The sequence below is a fragment of the Exiguobacterium sp. ZOR0005 genome (genome assembly GCF_000798975.1).
GTDB lineage: Bacteria > Bacillota > Bacilli > Exiguobacteriales > Exiguobacteriaceae > Exiguobacterium > Exiguobacterium aurantiacum.
This window is the reverse complement of the sequence record NZ_JTLB01000012.1, coordinates 323,644-342,783: the sequence shown is the minus strand read 5'-3', so window position 1 is coordinate 342,783 and position 19,140 is coordinate 323,644. Positions and strand designations below refer to the sequence as shown.

At 55.6% G+C, this 19,140-nt stretch carries 14 protein-coding genes; 11 read left to right on the top strand and 3 right to left on the bottom strand.

Features of this window, described 5'->3' with window-relative positions; all coding sequences use genetic code 11:
- Nucleotides 1–3,506: Ig-like domain-containing protein (locus L971_RS05325; RefSeq protein ID WP_231557566.1), on the top strand; the 3,506-nt coding region annotated here is incomplete at its 5' end.
- A gap of 51 nt (nucleotides 3,507–3,557) precedes the next feature.
- On the opposite strand, the gene L971_RS05320 is transcribed toward L971_RS05325, so the two are convergent.
- The 3 genes from L971_RS05320 to L971_RS05310 all read right to left on the bottom strand — a co-directional run bounded on the left by L971_RS05320 (nucleotide 3,558) and on the right by L971_RS05310 (nucleotide 7,419).
- Nucleotides 3,558–3,899 (bottom strand): hypothetical protein, encoded by a 342-nt coding sequence (locus L971_RS05320; RefSeq protein ID WP_024370724.1) that lies wholly within the window; start codon nucleotides 3,897–3,899, stop codon nucleotides 3,558–3,560.
- Between the two features lie 124 nt (nucleotides 3,900–4,023).
- Nucleotides 4,024–5,466, bottom strand: coding sequence for a 6-phospho-beta-glucosidase (locus tag L971_RS05315; protein WP_047374751.1), 1,443 nt, complete (start codon nucleotides 5,464–5,466; stop codon nucleotides 4,024–4,026).
- A 45-nt stretch (nucleotides 5,467–5,511) separates the two neighbouring features.
- A complete protein-coding gene (locus L971_RS05310; RefSeq protein ID WP_047374749.1) occupies nucleotides 5,512–7,419 on the bottom strand; it encodes a beta-glucoside-specific PTS transporter subunit IIABC in 1,908 nt (635 codons plus the stop codon).
- Nucleotides 7,420–9,074: 1,655 nt separating this feature from the next.
- Here L971_RS05310 and L971_RS15150 point away from each other — a divergent pair.
- From L971_RS15150 to wecB, 10 genes are all read left to right on the top strand, one after another.
- A complete protein-coding gene (locus L971_RS15150) occupies nucleotides 9,075–10,472 on the top strand; it encodes an Ig-like domain-containing protein (protein WP_197053162.1) in 1,398 nt (465 codons plus the stop codon).
- Nucleotides 10,473–10,750: 278 nt separating this feature from the next.
- Nucleotides 10,751–11,011, top strand: a complete 261-nt coding sequence (locus L971_RS05300) for a hypothetical protein (protein WP_156111495.1) — start codon at nucleotides 10,751–10,753, stop codon at nucleotides 11,009–11,011.
- A gap of 85 nt (nucleotides 11,012–11,096) precedes the next feature.
- A complete protein-coding gene (locus tag L971_RS05295; protein ID WP_047374744.1) occupies nucleotides 11,097–11,552 on the top strand; it encodes a hypothetical protein in 456 nt (151 codons plus the stop codon).
- Nucleotides 11,553–11,759: 207 nt separating this feature from the next.
- Nucleotides 11,760–12,512 carry a YveK family protein gene (locus L971_RS05290; protein WP_024370717.1) on the top strand — a complete coding sequence of 251 codons (753 nt, stop codon included), beginning with the start codon at nucleotides 11,760–11,762 and terminating at the stop codon, nucleotides 12,510–12,512.
- Nucleotides 12,478–13,176: a CpsD/CapB family tyrosine-protein kinase gene (locus L971_RS05285; RefSeq protein WP_029334387.1), complete on the top strand. Its 699-nt coding sequence runs from the start codon at nucleotides 12,478–12,480 to the stop codon at nucleotides 13,174–13,176. The genes L971_RS05290 and L971_RS05285 overlap by 35 nt, the downstream gene beginning before the upstream one ends.
- Nucleotides 13,177–13,186: 10 nt before the next feature.
- Nucleotides 13,187–14,404 carry a glycosyltransferase gene (locus L971_RS05280; protein WP_047374741.1) on the top strand — a complete coding sequence of 406 codons (1,218 nt, stop codon included), beginning with the start codon at nucleotides 13,187–13,189 and terminating at the stop codon, nucleotides 14,402–14,404.
- A complete protein-coding gene (locus L971_RS05275; RefSeq protein ID WP_024370714.1) occupies nucleotides 14,401–15,327 on the top strand; it encodes a glycosyltransferase in 927 nt (308 codons plus the stop codon). The genes L971_RS05280 and L971_RS05275 overlap by 4 nt, the downstream gene beginning before the upstream one ends.
- Before the next feature lie 15 nt (nucleotides 15,328–15,342).
- Entirely contained in the window at nucleotides 15,343–16,392 is a 1,050-nt protein-coding gene (locus L971_RS05270) for an EpsG family protein (protein ID WP_047374739.1), read from the top strand.
- A 19-nt stretch (nucleotides 16,393–16,411) separates the two neighbouring features.
- Nucleotides 16,412–17,974: an oligosaccharide flippase family protein gene (locus L971_RS05265; RefSeq protein ID WP_047374737.1), complete on the top strand. Its 1,563-nt coding sequence runs from the start codon at nucleotides 16,412–16,414 to the stop codon at nucleotides 17,972–17,974.
- 11 nt (nucleotides 17,975–17,985) lie between these two features.
- Nucleotides 17,986–19,137, top strand: coding sequence for a non-hydrolyzing UDP-N-acetylglucosamine 2-epimerase (wecB, locus tag L971_RS05260; protein WP_047374735.1), 1,152 nt, complete (start codon nucleotides 17,986–17,988; stop codon nucleotides 19,135–19,137).
- The last annotated feature ends 3 nt before the right edge of the window (nucleotides 19,138–19,140 follow it).

The following is a 19,140-nucleotide window of genomic DNA, read 5'->3' as shown; positions in this document are numbered from 1 at the left end:
ACGAGGGGACGCTCCTGATTGAAGAAGGGATGGAGTCCGGACGTTACGTGTTGGACTACGTGTACATGTCTGACAATCGGACGAACAGCCGGGCGACCTATCGAACTGCGGACGACTCACAAGGGTTCTCGTTGCGCTACCCCTCAACAGACACCGTAGCACCGACCTTCAATCGTCTTGAAGCGAATGATGTCGAACTCGACGAACATGACACGTCGTCCTTCACCGTCCACGCTACAGATGACTTGAAGCTGAAGTCGGCGGAGGCGGTGTTCGTGAACGGAGAGGAACGCGTCACGCTCTCAAGTTCGCAAGTGACGCCTGAAGGTTTTCACTTCGACTTGAACCGCAACGACTTCCCGGAAGGCGCAGGGAAATGGGCGTTACATACGCTTACGCTGACCGACTTGAATCAAAACACGACGACCGTGTCCGATGGGTTTGCCTTCACGGTGACGACGCTCCCGAAAATCGAACCGGTCAACGCTATCATCGTCAGCTCGGATGACTGGTGGAGCTACATGACCGTCGATCAAGACGTCTATATCATGCCGGGGGCCACGCTCACACTCGGGCAGAACACCATCTTGAACGGAAACGTCTATGTCGGCGGACGGCTTCGTCTGACGGGCGGTGTCCAAGCGAAGCGTGAGATCCGGGCCAGCAACTTCACGTTCGGCTACTATTATCCGTATCAAGACGGGATGGTGACGATGTCGGGCTCGAACTCGATTTCTTCGATGATTGCGACGAACAACCTGTACGGCACGCTCCCGTTCCGTTTGAGCGAGACGCCGGTGTTCGAAACGAACGGGACCGTCAACGTCTCCGGTTCATATGTACCGCTCGGGACACTTTTTGTGAACGGGGAAGTCATTCAAGCGAAAGCGAACGGCACGTTCCGACTCACCGTCCCGACACCGAGCGACAACATGCTTCGGTTCACGATGACCGACCAGTTCGGCAAGATTCATCGTTGGACGTACAAAGTCTACTCGCGTGACTTGCCGGTCGTCACGACGAATAAAAATAGTGGCATCTACTTGCAAGGCGAGACGGTCGAACTGACGACGACGAAACAAGCCACCATCTATGTTTCGAAGAACGATGCGTCGCCACAACCTTACACCGAGGCCATGATATTGGGTGATAGTGTGACGCTCACGGCTTATTCGGTCGATGAGGCCGAACTCACATCAGAAAGTGTGACACGACGTTATGAGGTGTTCCACGTCAACGATGTGACGAACCGTGACACGTCGATTCAAGGGAAGGCAGAACCTGGAACCGAGTTGACCGTAACGCTCGGGTCGTTGCCGGTTCAAACGACGGCGAAGCCAGACGGGACGTTCGTGTTTGAAGGGCTCGAGCTGAACGACGACACGTTCACGATTCAAGCGAAGCACGGGCTGTTCATGAGCGACGTATATACGAAACCGATTCGTGACGTCTTGCCGCCGGTCGTATCAGGCATCACCGATGGGGCATCCGTCGCTACGCCTGTGACGCTTTCGTTCAACGAAGGAACGGCGACGTTGAACGGAAAATCGTTTAGTTCAGGCGAGACGATCGATGAAGATGGAACGTATACACTTGTCGTTCGAGATACGAGTGGTAATGAGACGACTCGTCAGTTCACAATCGATCAAACGGCTCCAATCATTACCGGGGTGACCGACCGAGCATTGCTCAATCAAGCGGTCACGGTGACATTCAATGAAGGGACGGCCACGTTAAACGGGAAGCCGTTCGCGGGCGGGTCTGTCAATGTGGAAGGGACGCACGTCATCCGTGTCGTCGACCTCGTCGGCAACGCTACGCTTGTCACGTTCACGATCGATTTGACCGCACCTTTCCTCGAAGGGATTGACCAGACGTTCTATCAAGACGGCGTGACGCCGGTGTTCACAGAAGGCGTCGCGAAGTTGAACGGTCAACCGTTCACGTCCGGGACACGGATCACGGCAGAAGGGGCGTACACGCTTCGTTTGACGGATGCGGCCGGAAATGAGACGACACGTGAGTTCACGATCGACCGGACACCGGTGACGGTGAACGGGGTGGCAGACGGATTGACGAAAGACGTCGTGACGCCAACATTCACCGAAGGAACGGCGGCGCTGAACGGGAAGCCGTACACGTCTGGGACACCGATCACAGCGGACGGCGTCTACACGCTCGTCGTGACCGATCAGGCCGGGAACACCACGACGCACACGTTCACGATTGACCGGACGGCACCTCTCGTCACAGGTGTGACGAACGGGACGTTCAATCAAGACGTCACACCCGTGTTTGAAGAAACGGCGACGCTGAACGGACAAGCCTTCACAAGTGGCACGATTGTCACGGAGGAAGGGACGTATGTGCTCGTCGTGACCGATCAGGCCGGGAACGTGACGGAGATTCGTTTCACGATCGACCGGACGAAGGTCGAAGTGAGCGGCGTCGAAGACGGGAAGACATTCGTTCGTGCCACACCACGATTCAGCGAAGGAAAAGCCACGTTGAACGGAGTCCCGTTCGCGTCTGGCCAAGCGGTCACAAAAGACGGGAGCTATACGTTGCGCGTCATCGATGAAGCTGGGAACGAGACGGTCGTCCGTTTCACGATTGATGCGACACCTCCTGTCTTGAGCGGTTTGACGAAAGGGAATACGCATTACCGGGAAGTCGCGCCTCTCTTCACGGAAGGGGCGGCGACACTGAACGGGCAACCCTTTGTCTCAGGGACACGTATTTCCCGGGAAGGGGTGTACACGCTCCGTCTCGTCGACGCGATTGGAAACGAGACGGTCGAGACGTTCACGATTGACCGGACGCGACCTGTCGTGACAGGTGTCAGTGCGAACCAGTTGACGAATCAGACCGTGACGATCCGTTTCAACGAAGGGACGGCAACCTTGAACGGCAAGGCGTTCCGTACGAACACACAAGTGAGCGCATCTGGTAAATATGCGCTTCGCGTGACGGATGCAGCCGGCAACTATAGCTCGATTTCCTTCACGATTGACAAGGTCGGGCCGACGAAGCCGACCATTCTCACGCTGACGAACAAGTCGACACGGGTGACCGGTAAGACAGAAGTGGGTGCGACCGTACTGATCACGTATGACGGACGGACGTACACGACGAAGGCGAGTTCGACCGGGGTGTATGCCTATAACGTGAAGACGACGAAACCGGGTGCGACCGTTTCGGTCCGTGCGCGCGATGCGGCGGGGAACGCTTCGAGTTTGACCTCGACGAAAGTACTCAACACGTTCCCATCGTTCACGATCAATGCGGTCAAATCGACGCAGACGGTCGTGACCGGGAAAGGGAACCGGAACGCGACCGTTCAGGCTTTTGTCGGGACGAAAGCGATCAGCAAACCGGTGAAAGTTGATGCGAAAGGGAACTATCGATTGACGATCCCGAAACAAAAGACGGGGACCGTCATCACGGTGAACATGACCCAAACGGGATACGAAGCAATGAAGAAGACGAGTAAAGTCGTCCGATGAGAAAAAGCAGCCTCAGCCGAATTTCGGCCGAGGCTGCTTTTCTTTGTATCCTCACTCTGCCTTCACGAGTTCGACCGGACCGTGGTCGTCACAATGCCCGTTATGGACGTGGTGCAGGCGCCCGTTAACGAGGTAATCCATGTGATCACCGTGCGGGACGAGTTCGTGGCCGCAGTCCTCATCATGGTTGCATCCGCATTCCATCGGGGCACAGACGTCCGGGTTCGTCTCCGACACCGGGATGACGCATTCATCCCAATGACCGTCATGCTCATGGTGTAAGTGTCCATCGTGCACGTAGTCGATATGGTCACCGTGTCGAATCTTCGTGTGACCACAAGACAAGCTATGTTGGTGCTTGTGGTCGGTGTGCGGATGATGCTCGTTGCTCATCGCGTTTCCTCCTTTAGAGATTGGCTCACGACTGATTGTAGTACTGATTTACCTGCTAAGGTGTCACTTGAAACGTGACAATCGAAGAAACAGCCTCAGCCGAATTCGGCCGAAGCTGCTTTTCTCATTTCTCCACGGATGCCGGAAGCGTCAGTTCCGCTCCATTCGTTGCGATGACTTGCTTGTACCAATCGAAGCTCTTCTTCTTCGACCGGACGAGGGTGCCGTTACCTTCATTGTCTTTGTCGACGTAGATGAAGCCGTAACGTTTCTTCATCTCCCCGGTCGAGGCGCTCACCAAGTCGATCGGGCCCCAGCTCGTATAGCCGAGAATCTCGACGCCGTCCTTGATGGCCTCGTGCATCTGTTCGATATGCTTCGTCATGTAGTCAATCCGATAATCGTCCTCGACATAACCGTCTTTCGGCGTGTCGACGGCACCGAGCCCGTTCTCGACGACGAACAGCGGCTTCTGATAACGGTCGTACAGCTGGTTCGCCGTGATGCGGAAGCCGGTCGGGTCAATCGTCCAGCCCCATTCCGACTTCTCGAGATACGGGTTCTCGAGCGAGCTGAAGACGTTGCCTTCTGTTTCTTTGTTGATCTCCGGGTCCGTGCTCGTCGTCCGGCTCGCATAATAGCTGAAGCCGATATAGTCGACCGTGTGCTGTTTCAACAGCTCGAGGTCGCCGTCTTCCATCGCGAGCGTGATGCCGTTCTCGTCGAGATAGCGCTTCGCATAACCTGGGTACTCGCCGCGCGACTGGACATCGATGAAGAAGAACGATTCGCGGTCCTTGTCCATTGCGTCCAACACATCGTCCGGGTTGCACGAGTACGGGTACGTCTGGCCGGCCGCGAGCATGCAGCCGACTCGCATGTCAGGATTGATGGCGTGCGCCGCTTTGACCGCTTTCGCGCTCGCGACGAGCTGATGATGCGCCGCCTGGTATTTCACTTGCTGCTTGTCCTCATCTTCCTCGAACACGAGACCGGCACCGATGAACGGCAAATGTAACAGCATGTTGATCTCGTTGAACGTCATCCAATAGGTCACTTTACCGTTATAGCGCGTAAACAGCGTCGTCGCGTACGTCTCGAAGAAGTCGACGAGGCGGCGGTCGCGCCAACTGCCGTAGTTTTTAATGAGGCTGACCGGCACGTCGAAGTGGGCGAGCGTGACGACCGGATCGATGCCGTGCTTCAACAGTTCGTCGAAGACGTTATCGTAAAACTGGAGGCCTTCCTCGTTCGGCTCCGCGTCGTCGCCGTTCGGGAAGATGCGCGCCCACGAGATCGACAGGCGGAGCGCCTTGAAGCCCATCTCGGCGAACAGCGCGATGTCTTCTTTATAACGGTGATAGAAGTCGATCGCCTCGTGTGACGGATAAAACTCACCCGGTACCGGCTCGAGCGACGGCAAGTTGCCGAACATGACGTCGAACCGCTTCTTCCCAGTTGGCAACAAGTCGACCGTCGTCAAACCTTTCCCACCTTCTAAATAGGCGCCTTCTGCTTGGTTCGCGGCGATGGCGCCGCCCCATAGAAATCCGTTTGGAAAACTCATCGAATCATCCTTTCTAATGTAAGGGAGGGATGCGCCCTCCCGCGGTTATTCGTTAATGACAAACAGTGTTTCACCTGTCGCGACACGAGCACCGTGCTTCTCGGCGATCTGTTTTCGGTTCGTGACGATGACCGGCGTCGTGAGGGCGCGGCCAGAGCGTTTGATTGCGTCGAGGTCGAACTCGATCAACAGTTGACCTTTCTCGACGAACTCACCTTGCGTGACGTGCGCTTTGAAATGTTTTCCTTCTAATTGAACCGTGTCCATGCCGATATGGATGAGCACTTCTGCGCCCGTCTCGGTCGTGATGCCAATCGCGTGATGGGTCGGGAAGAGCGCCGAGACTGTCCCTGACACCGGGGCGACGAGCCGGCCTTCCGTCGGTTCGATGGCCACGCCTTGTCCGAGTGAACCGGATGAGAAGGCGACGTCTGAGATTGAAGAAAGTTTGACGACGTCCCCGGCGAGCGGGCTGAGCACTTGCTCTTGACCGATTTTTGTTGCCGACACTTCTTCACGTACCGGTGTGACTTCCGGTTGCGGTGTCGCCGCGACGGCTTTGTTGACGCCGCCGAACAAGTACGTCAAGACGAAACCGACGACGAAGGCGACTGCTGTACCGATGAGGGCGCCGTAGAAACCGGCCGTGAGCCCTTCAGGTGAGATGTTTGACGGGTAGCCGAAGACGCCGAGGCCACCAATCATGTACACTTGCGTGCCCATAACCCCCATGATTCCACCACCGACGGCACCACCGATACAGCTCATGATGAACGGTTTTTTAAGCGGGAGCGTGACCCCGTAAATCGCAGGCTCGGTGACCCCGAAGATGCCTGAGATGAAGGCCGGGATACTGAGTGTTTTGATCTTTTGGTTCTTGATGCGGAGGAAGACCGCGAGTACGGCACCGATTTGCGCGAACGAGGCCGCAAAGACGAGTGCGAGCACCGGATCCGATCCGAGTGACGTCAAGTTGTTGATGGCGACCGGGACGAGGCCCCAGTGAAGGCCGAAGATGACGAACACTTGCCAGAGACCGCCGAGGAAAAGACCGGCGATGAGCGGGCTCAAGTTATAGACGGCGACTGTGGCGCTACCGAGCAACATCCCGGCCCATGTCGCGATCGGTCCAATCAAGATGAACGTGAGCGGGACGATGATGAGTAACGTAAGGAGTGGAACGATGAACATTTTGATGACGTCTGGGATGACCGTCTTCAAGAACTTCTCAAGTTTCGCGGCGAAGAACGCGGCGATGATGATCGGAATGACCGACGTCGAGTACGTCATCAAGATGACCGGGACACCGAAGAACGTGATGTGAATCGGTGACTCGAACATCGTACCGGCGAAGACGGTGTAGAGCGGGTCGCCCGCCGTGAGCGTCGAGAGCGTCGGGTAGACGAGCGATGCCCCGATGGCCATCCCGATGAACGGACTGCCGCCGAATTTCTTGATGGCCGTATACCCGAGGAAGATCGGGAAGAAGTAGAAGAGCGAATCGCCGACAGCGTTCAATAGTTGATACGTGCCCGATTCGGCAGATAACCAACCGAGGGCGACGAAGAGGGCGTTGAACCCTTTGATCATCCCGGTCGCGGCCAAGACGCCGAGGATCGGGGTGAAGATGCTAGAGATAATGTCGATGAAACGGCTGAACAGTGATCCTTTCGGCCCGTCCTCGTCCTCGATTGGCGATTGGTTTTGGAAGCCGCCGACTTCGACGACCGCTTTATATACGTCTGGGACGTGGTTACCGATGACGACCTGATACTGGCCGCCGCTCTTCATGACGGTGACGACACCGTCCATATTTTTGATGGCTTCCGTGTTGGCTTTACTTTCATCTTTCAATTTGAACCGCAAACGGGTGATACAGTGGACGACGCTGTTGACGTTCTCTTTGCCGCCGACTTGTTGGATAATGTCGCGTGCGAGCTGTTCGTATTTCATGTCCGTCTCATTCCTTTACGTTGGATTTGTTCAAATAAAAAACCTGACTCGAGCCAAATGGATACGTAACGAGACGTATGCCGATTTGACTCGAGCCAGGTTATGCCCATGAAGGTAACATTCCTGCGCAGGAAACCATTCAGTTGTTATTTGATACTTGAAATGTAGCATGCGTCAAAACAGAATGTCAACGCTTACATTTAGGAATATTCAGATTTCTTTTGTTGGACACATTTACCCTTATTTTGTCTTCTATATAATGTTTTGATTCGCTAAGCACGTACTGACAAAAATAAATTTCAATTTTAAAAATCTCATTTGCGAGCTGTAAGAAAAACATCATTTGTTATATTTTCCCTAATCTATAATAGATCAGGAAGATTATATAAAATGAGGAGTCGTGATGAATGAAACGGATAGTTTTGTGGTTGATGATCGGATTAATGGTCGTGTCGGTGTTGCAGCCGATTGGGGTGAAGGCGGAAGCTTTTCTTACAGTAGATGAACTCTTTGCAGGAGAGAACAGAGTTGTTGTCAGTAATATTGGTTATGGAGGACTCACCGTCAAAGCGGAAGATGAGACAATCTTGTTTAGTAGAAACGTATGGGAAGGCAAACAGACGTTAGAATTGAATCGCACACTAAGAGAAGGGGAACTCATCTCATTTTACTTGAATGGGCAGTTTGTTCAAGAACATACTGTATCTACTCGTCTAGTAACTATTGCATCTCCTATGATTGAGGAATTGGACGAGGATGCAATTTCAATAACCGGACGAGGAATAGAAGGGTCATTTGTCGATTTTTATATAAATGGACAGTTCTTACGAAGCACATATGAACCAATTCGTTCAGAACGACGATTCTATCTGAATCTGCAATCAGGCTTACAAGTGGATGATCGCGTGGCGGTAAGGTTACGCAATGCAAAAGGAGAGGTAAGTGAGACTGTGGAAGTGACAGTGAATGCAGCACAGGAATCACTCGACCTTTTTTTAAATCCGTATTATGCAGATATGGGGTCAGTCATAGGTAAAGTAAAGCCATTGAGCAAACTTTACGTAAAACGCGCGGACGGTACCTTGATTGCACAACTATCAGATACTTATTATAGCTTTACAATTCCTATATTAGAACGTTTGGAAGAAGGCGAAACACTAACCGTCACCCCATATAGTTTCTGGGGGCGTGAAGGGAAATCCGAAACGTTACAAGTTCGGAAGGCACGAACTAAATTGCCGATAAGTTCTGCATTGTATGAAGGAGATGAGCATCTTTGGCTGAGTAGCGACCGAGATACTGCATCTTACTCTTATTTTGAGGTCAAAGATGAATCGGGTGTGAAATTGGGGTGGAACACATACGGAGAAATTTATTTAAAACGCCAGCTTGTTAAAGAGGAGTTAACTCTCACTTTCTTCGATTACTGGGACGGAAAACTTGGAGAAACAAAAGTGAAAGTATTGTCAAGGAACGAGGATGAAAATCCAACAGTTGAACCACCATCGATTGACTTTGTAAAAACGATTACGAATCAGACGAGATGGGCATCCCTCTGCACAAATACTTACGTCGATGGGATTTATCGAATCATTGCCTTGAATGATCAAGGTGAGCTTCTTGATTACAGGTACATCGATAACTATAAATGTGAGATGCATCTGAACAAACCACTTAGCGCAGGAACGAGTTTCACGGTCCAAATCGTCGATGGGAGGGACGGAGAGGTTTATCGTGAGGAAGTGATTGAAGTAGTCGAGGCGACGAAAGTATCTTCGCCGATTGTACAGAAGATAACGGATCGAAGTACATACATCGAAGGACGTGTGACTGAAACTGAGTGGGTAGAGGACAACATCATCACCGTGAACGACGCAACAAACCGTAAACTTTGCGAAACCCACGTCAACTTTGACCGCACGTTTAGTTGCCAACTGAAAGCATTACTCCCGGCAGGCACGACCGTCTCTGTCACACAAACGGCAGACGGCTATTATCCGAGCGATCCGACTGTCGCGACGGTCTCTCGAACGTTTAACGAACCACCCCCGCCCATCGTGATCGTGCCTCCTTCTGAAGTGAAACCAGGCGCCCCGATCCTTCATCCGGTGACGAGTGACGCGCTCGGTCTCACCGGTTCTGGGACACCCGGGCTCGTCGTGAAGGCGTGGAACGAGTTCGGGTTCCGTCTCGGCGAGGCGACGGTCAATACAGATGGTTCGTTCCGCATCCCGCTTGAACGGAAGCTGCCTCAAGGGATTGGCGTCCGTGTCGTCCAACTACAAGGCGGGACGATGAGCGACGGGGCACAGACGTATGTGCAGGAAGGCGAGAGCGTCTCATTGAAGCTGATGGACACGTTGACCGATACATCGACCCGTCTGATCGGACACCTCGAACGGATGGCGTTCACACCGGTGCGGGTAGAACTGCGTCAAGGAAAGACCGTGCTTGCGAAAGACGAGACGACGTTCTTCTTCCGGCTCGATTTTAAGCCGCAAACTAAACCGCTCACGCTTGTTTTGATCCACGCGGACGGAAGTGAGACGACGCAAACGATTCAACCGCTCGATACGACACCGCCAACGCTCGCGACGATGTCAACGCTCACCGACCGATCGACCCGTGTGTTCGGACGTGCGGAAGCCGGTTCGACCATCGTCGTTCGCCACGACAAGAAGCGATTGACGACGAAGACCACGACAGCCGGCGTCTATTCGCTCAATCTGCCAAAGTTACGAATTGGTGAGGTCGTCACGGTGCAGGCGATGGATGAGGCAGGGAATACGTCACCCATCCTACAGCGCACCGTCCTCGGGGTGCAGGCGCCACTCACCGCTACGGCATCTTCACGCGTCGTCACAGGAAAAGGTGAACCGGGATCGCTCGTCCGTGTGTTCTCCAATAACAAGATGATTGGGAAGACCGTCAAAGTGGACGCCAAAGGGACGTACCGGGTGAGCATCCCGACGCAACCAAAAGGGAAGAGATTGCTCGTGACGCAACAAAAGACAGGGTATGTGAAACAGACGCAGACCGTCTTTATACAATAGTCAGTTGGCTCATGAGAATGGATTCATCGGAACGAATACATTTGAATGAATTAAGATTTGAAATTTTAAATTCTAGCAAAACCAGAAACTTATTTGTAACAAAATTGTAATATTTTTTCATGCTCCACTATTAAATTTCGACATGTGGTGATTCAGTATATTCTTCTCCTGAACTAAAAATGCATTATCGACATAGCTTAATTTACACTCCGTCAAAGGAGCCGAATCGAAGCGATTTTTCAATATGATAGACTCAAAATGTATAACGCGAATGCGATATGCAAAATGATTTTAAGCTTAGAAAAGAGGTGAATGAGCTCATGCTTTCTTTTTCAGTGAATGCAGAACAGACGTCAGTAGTTAAGTTTCAGCTTAACTCTGAAGTGAAGAATGCGTCTTACGCGGATGGGGTATTAGTCATCGAAACGGAAGATGGCAAACAAATTAAACTCAATGTAAATCAAGACGCATTGATTTTGAAATCTTCCCATCAATTCTCGGTTCAAAAACCTTATTTGTTTGAACTGGAAGATTATTAAGAAAAGCTCGGGCGAGTTTCTTATTTCGAAACTTGTGCCGAGCTTTTTACGTACATGAACATGTAATCCAAAAGGAGGAACTCTCATGAGACGCGAACAACATATCCGCCAACTCGTCGAGTACGCGCGAAAAGGCAAGGCGAAGACGTTCATCCTCGGGATGGCCTCGCTCATCATCACCGGAACGTTGATCCGAACGGTCGAGCTGTCGCAGCCTCTCCTCGTCTCGATTGGCTTTCTAGGCGTCGTACCGCTGCTCGTCCGTGAGTGGAAGCTCGGCACAATCCGCCGTTCGTTTAACGACGACAAAACGTATCGACGGCTCGTCCGTCTCCCGTTTTGGCTTACGACCGTCGGGTTCATCGGATTTCTCGGCTTGCTCTGGTGGTTTGATACGGCCACACCGGGCATCACGTTCCTCATCCCAATCGCCGTTCTCGTCCTCACCGTTCTCGGTCTTCAATACGCCTTCGACCGGGTCATTTTGAAACTCGAACCCGACTACATCACCGACCGTGAATTGCATCGCGAACTGAAGTGAACGACCGTCTCCTCGCGAGGCGGTCGTTTTTTTAGGTCGAACTTCCTAAAAAGACAAAGAACGAAACGGAACGGCAACATGACATGATGTTGCGAAAAAATGATAAATCTATCTCTCTGATTATCAAGATGAACGGGGTAAGAAGGTACTACGGTAGACTTGTGCCTTATTTCTGTCGTCCATTCTGTCTGTAGGGAGGAAAAATCCATGAACGATCAAACGACGATCGTCGGCGATCTCGTCGAGGTGCTGAAGAAGAGCAAGTGGCTGCTCGTGCCTTTCATGCTCATCGGCGGATTCGCTGCCTATTACTTGAGCTCGACGTTCATCCAGCCGACGTACGAGGCGTCGACGCAAGTGCTCCTCGTGACGAAACAAGAAAATGACCGGGTCGACAGCTCCGAAGTGTTGTCGTCGCTCTCGCTCGTCAACACGTACCGGGTCATCATGAAGAGCCCGGCCATCTTGAGCGAAGTGAAAGAGCGCGTGCCGAACGCACCGGACCCGATCTCGGACGCCATCACCGTCGAGAGCGAGGAAGACTCGCAAGTCATCAACGTCGTCGTGACCCATACGGACGCCGCGGGCGCAGCCGAGACGGCGAACGTCATCAGCGAAGTGTTCGCCGCGGAGATCCCGGACCTCATGAACATCGACAACGTCCGCATCTTGTCGCCGGCCGAAGTACCGACGGATCCGGTCTCGCCGAACTTGCTCATCAACACGGCGATCGGCGTCTTTGTCGGTCTGTTCTTCGGTGCCCTCATCGGCCTGTTGCGCTACTTGTTCGACAAACGCATCCAGACCGAACAGGAAGCCGAACGACTCCTCGACTTGCCGGTCATCGGCTCGGTGCCGGTCATCGAACGTCGCGATATGAAAGTAAAGAAGCCGAAAGTACCTGACGTGAAAGGAGACCTTCCCCATGTTTCTGCGAAAAAAGAACGCCAATCTTCCTGATTACGGTCAGCGCGACTTGATCACGCTCGCGAACCCGAAGTCGCCGATCTCGGAACAGTACCGGACGATCCGGACGAACCTCGAGTTCACGTCGATCGGTCAGAAATTGCAGATGATCACCGTCACGTCCGCCTCGAACGGCGAGGGTAAGTCGACGACCGCGGCGAACCTCGCCGTCGTCTACGCCCAGCTCGGCAAGCGCGTCCTGTTGATCGACTGCGACCTGCGGAAACCGACCGCGCATTTCACGTTCAAGACGTCGGCGCATGCCGGCCTGTCGACGATCCTCGTCGGGCGCATCCCACTCGACCGGGCCATCCAGAAAACAGACGTCGCGCGGCTGTCGCTCCTCGCCGCCGGCCCGATCCCGCCGAATCCGACCGAGCTCGTCGCCTCTGAACGGATGACGCAGTTGCTTGAAGACGTGCGCGCCGACTATGACATCGTCATCTTGGACGCGCCGCCGATGATGCAAGTGGCCGACGCGCGGCTGCTCGCGAACGTGTCGGACGGCACGATTCTCGTCATCGGCTGTGAGAACTCGGACCGCCAGCTCGTGTTGAAGGCGAAAGAACAGCTCGAACGGACCGGGACGCACATGCTCGGCCTCGTCCTCAACAAGCGGCCATCGAGCGGACGCCGTACGTATTACGCGTACGAGTGAGGTGACGACGATGAAGATCCTCCACATCAACGCGATCAACGATGTGAAGAGCACCGGGCGGATCTGTAAAGAACTCGCGGCCGTCCATCACGAATACGGGCACGAGACGCGCGTCGCCCATTCGACGGGACCGGTCACCGAAGGGAGTTACGTCATCGGGGATGCGGTCGACGTGAAACTGCACGCGCTCCACGCCCGCATCACCGGACGGCAAGGGTACGCCTCACGGCTCGCGACCGAGAACTTGGTGCGCGAGATCGAGCGCTACGGCCCGGACGTCGTCCATCTCCATAACTTGCATGCGAACTACCTCCATCTGAAGACGCTCTTCGATTTCCTCGCCGTCCGCGACATCCCGACCGTGTTGACACTCCACGACTGTTGGTTCTTCACCGGGAAGTGCACGCACTACGCGGCCGCCGGATGCGACAAGTGGCAGCACGGCTGCGGCGGCTGCCCGCTGTTAAAGTCCGACATCCCGAGCTGGCTGTTCGACCGGACGAGCGAGATGCTCGCGGACAAACGACGATGGTTGACGGCGATCCCGCGTCTCGGCGTCGTCGGCGTCTCCGATTGGATCACGACCGAGGCGCGTTTCTCGTTTCTCGGGCAGGCGAACGTCATCCGGCGCATCCATAACTGGGTCGACCTCGACGTGTTCCGGCCGGTCGAGACGTCCGCGCTGCGGGAGCGTCTCGGCCTCACCGGCAAGACCGTCCTGCTCGGTGTCGCGAGCACGTGGGGTGAGGCGAAAGGGCTCACCGCCTTCCTCGACCTTGCCCGCTCCCGACCCGATGACGCGTTCCTGTTGATCGGTCGGCTCGACGACGCGACGTTTCCGGACAACGTCATCCATGTGCCTGAGACGAACGACGCCCGCGAGCTCGCCCGTTATTACGCGCTCGCCGACGTGTTCCTCAATTTGTCGGAAGAAGAGTCGTTCGGCAACGTCACGGTCGAGGCGATGGCGTGCGGTACCCCGGTCGTCGTCATCGATGCGACGGCGAGCCCGGAACTTGTCACCGACGAGACCGGTGCCGTCGTCTCGACACGGCGGCTCGAAGACATCGCCTACGGCATCGACCGCGTCCTCGCGCGCGGCAAGGCGGCCTACAGCGACGCGTGCGTCATCCACGCCCGGACGAACTTCGCCCTTCATGACCGGGCGCGCGATTACTTGGACGTCTATGAGACGCTCCGTTACGAGAAAGTGAGGAATGCGCTATGAGACCACTCGTCTCGATCATCATCCCGGTGTATAACGGGAGCAACTATTTGGCGGCTTGCATCGACAGCGCGCTCGCCCAGACGTATGAACACGTCGAGGTCATCGTCGTCAACGACGGGTCGACCGACGGCGGGAAGACGGCGGATGTCGCCCGACGCTACGGCGACAAAATCCGGTATATCGAGAAAGAGAACGGCGGCGTCTCGAGCGCGCTCAACCGCGGGATCGACGAGATGGAAGGCGACTTCTTCTCTTGGCTCAGCCACGACGATTTGTACGCCCCACGTAAAATCGAGGCGCAAATCGAGACGCTCGAGCGGGAACGGCTCGACGCGAAACGGACGATCCTCGTCACGGGGACGGCGTTCATCGACGAACACGGGGCCCCGATTCGCCGCTATCAACGCAAGTTCAATGGATTTTACGCCTCGAACGACATGTTCCGACACTTGATGCTGACGGCGTCGCTCAACGGTTGCGCGCTCCTCATCCCGCGTGACGCGTTCCGCGCGCACCGCTTCTCGCTCGAGGACAAGTTCATCCAAGACTGGATGTGCTGGGTCGAGTTCGCGCTCGACGGCTTCGACTACTTCTTGACGGACGAGCCGCTCGTCTACTCGCGCCTCCATGGGGCGCAGCAGACGAAAAAGATCGCGCATCGCGCCGAGCTCGAGTCGAACCGCTACTTGCGGACGCTCCTCTTGCGCGTCGAGCGCAGAGGGGACTCGCGAGAGCTCGTCCCGATCATCTTGCGCCACACGTTCAAAGAAGACGCGACCGACGTGCGCGATGAATATTTAGCGACGCGGAACGTGCGCGACTACTTCAGCCCGCTCGAGTATGGCACGCACCGGATGAAAGGCTGGGCGGTGTCGAACATGCTGACGCTGTACCGGGGCGTCACGAACCTCATCTATCGGTAGAAAAGAGGAGAACCCATGACCATCTATCTCGTCAATCTCGCGCTCCTCGTCATGTGGGCGATGCTCCTCATGCGAAGCGACGCATCGTACAAACGCGGCTGGTTCGTCACGTTCGCGACGATTCAATGGATCGTGCTCTCCGGCTTTCGCCACATCACGGTCGGGGACGACACGGCACAGTATAAGGTGCTCTTCCTCGAGACCGAAAAGTTACCGCTGTCCGCCTTGACGAACGACTTCTTCAAAATCGTCTTCACCGAGAGCGAGGACCCGGGCTACTATTTGTTCCAACGGCTCGTCCAGTTCGTCATCACCGACTATCAAGTGTACTTGGTGTTGATCGCGCTCATCTTCATGATCCCACTCGGCTACTTCATCTACAAGTACTCGAGTGAGCCGCTCATCAGCTTCTTGTTGTTCTCGGTGCTGTTTTACGAGTTCTTCGCCGTCACGGGGCTAAGGCAGACGGTGGCGACGGCGCTCGTCGTCTTAATCGGCTACCATTTCATCCGGGCGAAGCGGCTCGTCGCCTTCCTCGCCATCTTGTTCGTCGCCTTGACGATCCATAAGTCGGCACTCATCTTCTTACCGTTTTACTTCCTCGCCGACAAGCGGCTGACGAAACCGTACATTCTCGGGATGCTCGGCATCATCGCCGCCTTGTTCGCCTTCCGTGGCCCGTTCTTCAATCTTCTTGTCTCGCTGTCGGGGTACGACACGTACTCGGCGCTCGAAGGGGCGGGGGCGGTCAACTTCAGCGTCATGCTGCTCTCGGTGCTGCTCGTCGCCCTTTGGCGCCGGGATGAGATCTTGACGAACAACCCGCAGGCGATCCATTACTTCAATGCCTTGTTCCTCGCCGCGTGCTTCTTGCCGCTCACGTTCATCAACCCGTCGATGATGCGGCTCGTCCAATACTTCACGCTGTTCTTGCTCCTCATGATCCCGGAGATCATCAAGACGTTCGAACGGCGGGAACGTCTCGTCGTCTATTACGCGGCGGTGACGGTGCTGTTGCTCCTGTTCTTGCAGGACGCACCGGTGTACACGTTCTTCTGGCAATAAGAAAGAGAGGTGAACCCACATGTCGACACGCGTCGAGCCCGATGAGGCCGCGAGCACGCGAAAAATCAAATACGGGGCCGCCATGTCGTACACACAAATCTTCTTCGGCATCCTGTCCGGACTCATCTACACCCCGTGGATGATCCAAGAGATCGGCCAGGCGAGCTATGGGCTCTACATGCTCACCATCTCGCTCATCAGCATGTTCGCGATGGACTTCGGTCTCGACGCCGCCGTGTCACGGTTCATGAGCAAGTATCTCGCCGAAGGGTCAGAAGAGAAGGCGGCCCGGTTCCTCGGTGTCGCCTATAAGCTGTTCATCGGGCTCGCCATCGCGTTGTTCATCATCTTGGCGGTCGTCTACTTCTTCCTCGACTCGATTTACGCCGGGCTGACGCCGGGTGAGCTCGATTCGCTCAAAGTGCTCTACATCATCGCCGGTCTCTTCATCGTCGTGTCGTTCCCGACGAAGCCGTTCTCGGGCATCCTCGTCTCGCACGAGCAGTTCTTGTTCGCGAGCGCGCTCCATCTCGGGGAAAAGATTGCGACCGTCGTGCTCATGGTGACGGCGCTCGCCCTCGGGTACGGGCTGTACGCCCTCGTCCTCGTCAACGCCTTCGTCGGCACGCTCGTCTTGTTGATCGAGTACGTCTTCATCCGGCGGAAGACGACGGTCCGGGCCAACTTCACCGAACGGGATCCCGGCATCTATAAAGACATCTTCAGCTTCACGTCGTGGAGCACGGTGACGCTCGTCGCCCAGCGCTTCGTCTTGAACATCACCCCGAGCCTGCTCGGGATGCTCGCTGGCAGCGCCTCGATCGCCTTGTTCTCGGTCGGGATGGTCATCGAAGGCTACGTCTGGACGATCGCCTCGGCGCTCGGCTTCTTGTTCCTCCCGAAAGTGAGCCGGATGATCTCGCGCGACGACCGGGGCGCCATCGCCACGCTCTTCGTCCGCATCGGCCGCATCCAGCTCTATATCGTCGGCTTGATCGTCACGTCGTTCTTCATCCTCGGCCGCGAGTTCATGCACTTATGGGTCGGGGAGGCATTCAACGACTCGTATTACATCGCGCTCCTCCTCGTCGCCCCGAGCCTCGTGACGCTGACGCAAGACATCGGCAACACGACGCTCATCGCCGAGAACAAAGTGAAGTACCGGGCGTTCGCGTCCTTGATCGTCGCCGTTATCAGCATGACGCTGTCGCCGCTCCTCATCCCGATCTACGGACCGATCGGGGCGGCCTTCGCGATCTGCCTCGGCAACACGGTCGGGCTCGTCCTCTACATGAACGTCATCTACTACCGCGTACTGAAGCTCGATGTCGTAGGCTTCTTTCGGGCGTGCCACTTGAAACTGTTACCAGGGCTCGCAATCTACACGGCGCTCGGCTGGGGCATCCAACAGCTGTTCCCGGCGACGAACTTGTTCGGGCTCGCCGTCAAAGGCATCGGGTTCGTCCTTCTCTATACCGTCATCATGTGGCTGCTCGCCTTTGACGACAGTGAGAAAGGGCTCATCCGTCAACTCTTCGCCCAAGTGAAGCTCCGTATCCTATCCATCCATCACACATCCTAGGAGGGAACCCCATGAAGCGACTGAAAGTGATGACCATCGTCGGGACACGGCCTGAAATCATTCGCTTGTCTGCCGTCATCCATAAGCTCGAGGCGTCCGACGCGATCGACCACGTCCTCGTCCATACCGGCCAGAACTATGACTATGAACTGAACGAGATCTTCTTCGAAGACTTCGGGCTCCAGACGCCGGACTACATTCTCGACGCCTCGGCCGACGGACCGATGGCGACGATCGGCAACATCTTGATCGCCGTCGACCCGGTGCTCGCCGCGGAGAGACCGGACGCCGTCCTCATCCTCGGCGACACGAACAGCTGCCTCGCCGCCATCGCCGCGAAGCGCCACAAGATCCCGATCTTCCATATGGAGGCGGGCAACCGTTGCTTCGACGAGCGGGTGCCGGAAGAGACGAACCGCCGCATCGTCGACCATATCGCCGACGTCAACTTGACGTATAGCGACATCGCCCGCGAGTACTTGTTGAAAGAAGGACTCCCGGCCGACCGCATCATCAAGACGGGCAGCCCGATGTACGAAGTGCTCACGCGCCACCGCGACAAGATCGACCGCTCGGACGTGCTCGGACGGCTCGGGTTGACGGAAGGCGGCTACTTCGTCGTCTCGGCGCACCGGGACGAGAACATCTCTTCGGACGAGAACTTCTATGACCTCATCGAGACGCTGAACGCCGTCGCGAAGACGTACGACGTGCCGCTCATCGTCAGCACGCACCCGCGCACGGCGAAACGGATCCGCGAGACGGGCGTGCCACTCCATCCGCACATCCAGACGCTCAAACCGCTCGGGTTCAGCGACTACGTCAAGCTGCAACTGCACGCGAAGGCGGTCTTGAGCGACAGCGGCACGATAAGCGAGGAGAGCTCGATTCTCGGGCTGAAAGGGCTCAACATCCGTCAGGCGCACGAACGGCCGGAGGCGATGGAAGAAGGGGCGGCGATGATGGTCGGGCTGAAACGCGACCGGGTGCTCCAGGCGCTTCGCGTGCTCGAAGAGACAGAGACGCCGCTGCGGCTCGTCGCCGACTACGCGATGCCGAACGTGTCGGACAAGGTGCTCCGCATCTTGCTGTCGTACACCGACTACGTCATGCGCGAGGTGTGGAAACAAGAGCCGGTCCGTCACGAGACGAAGGAGGTGTGAACG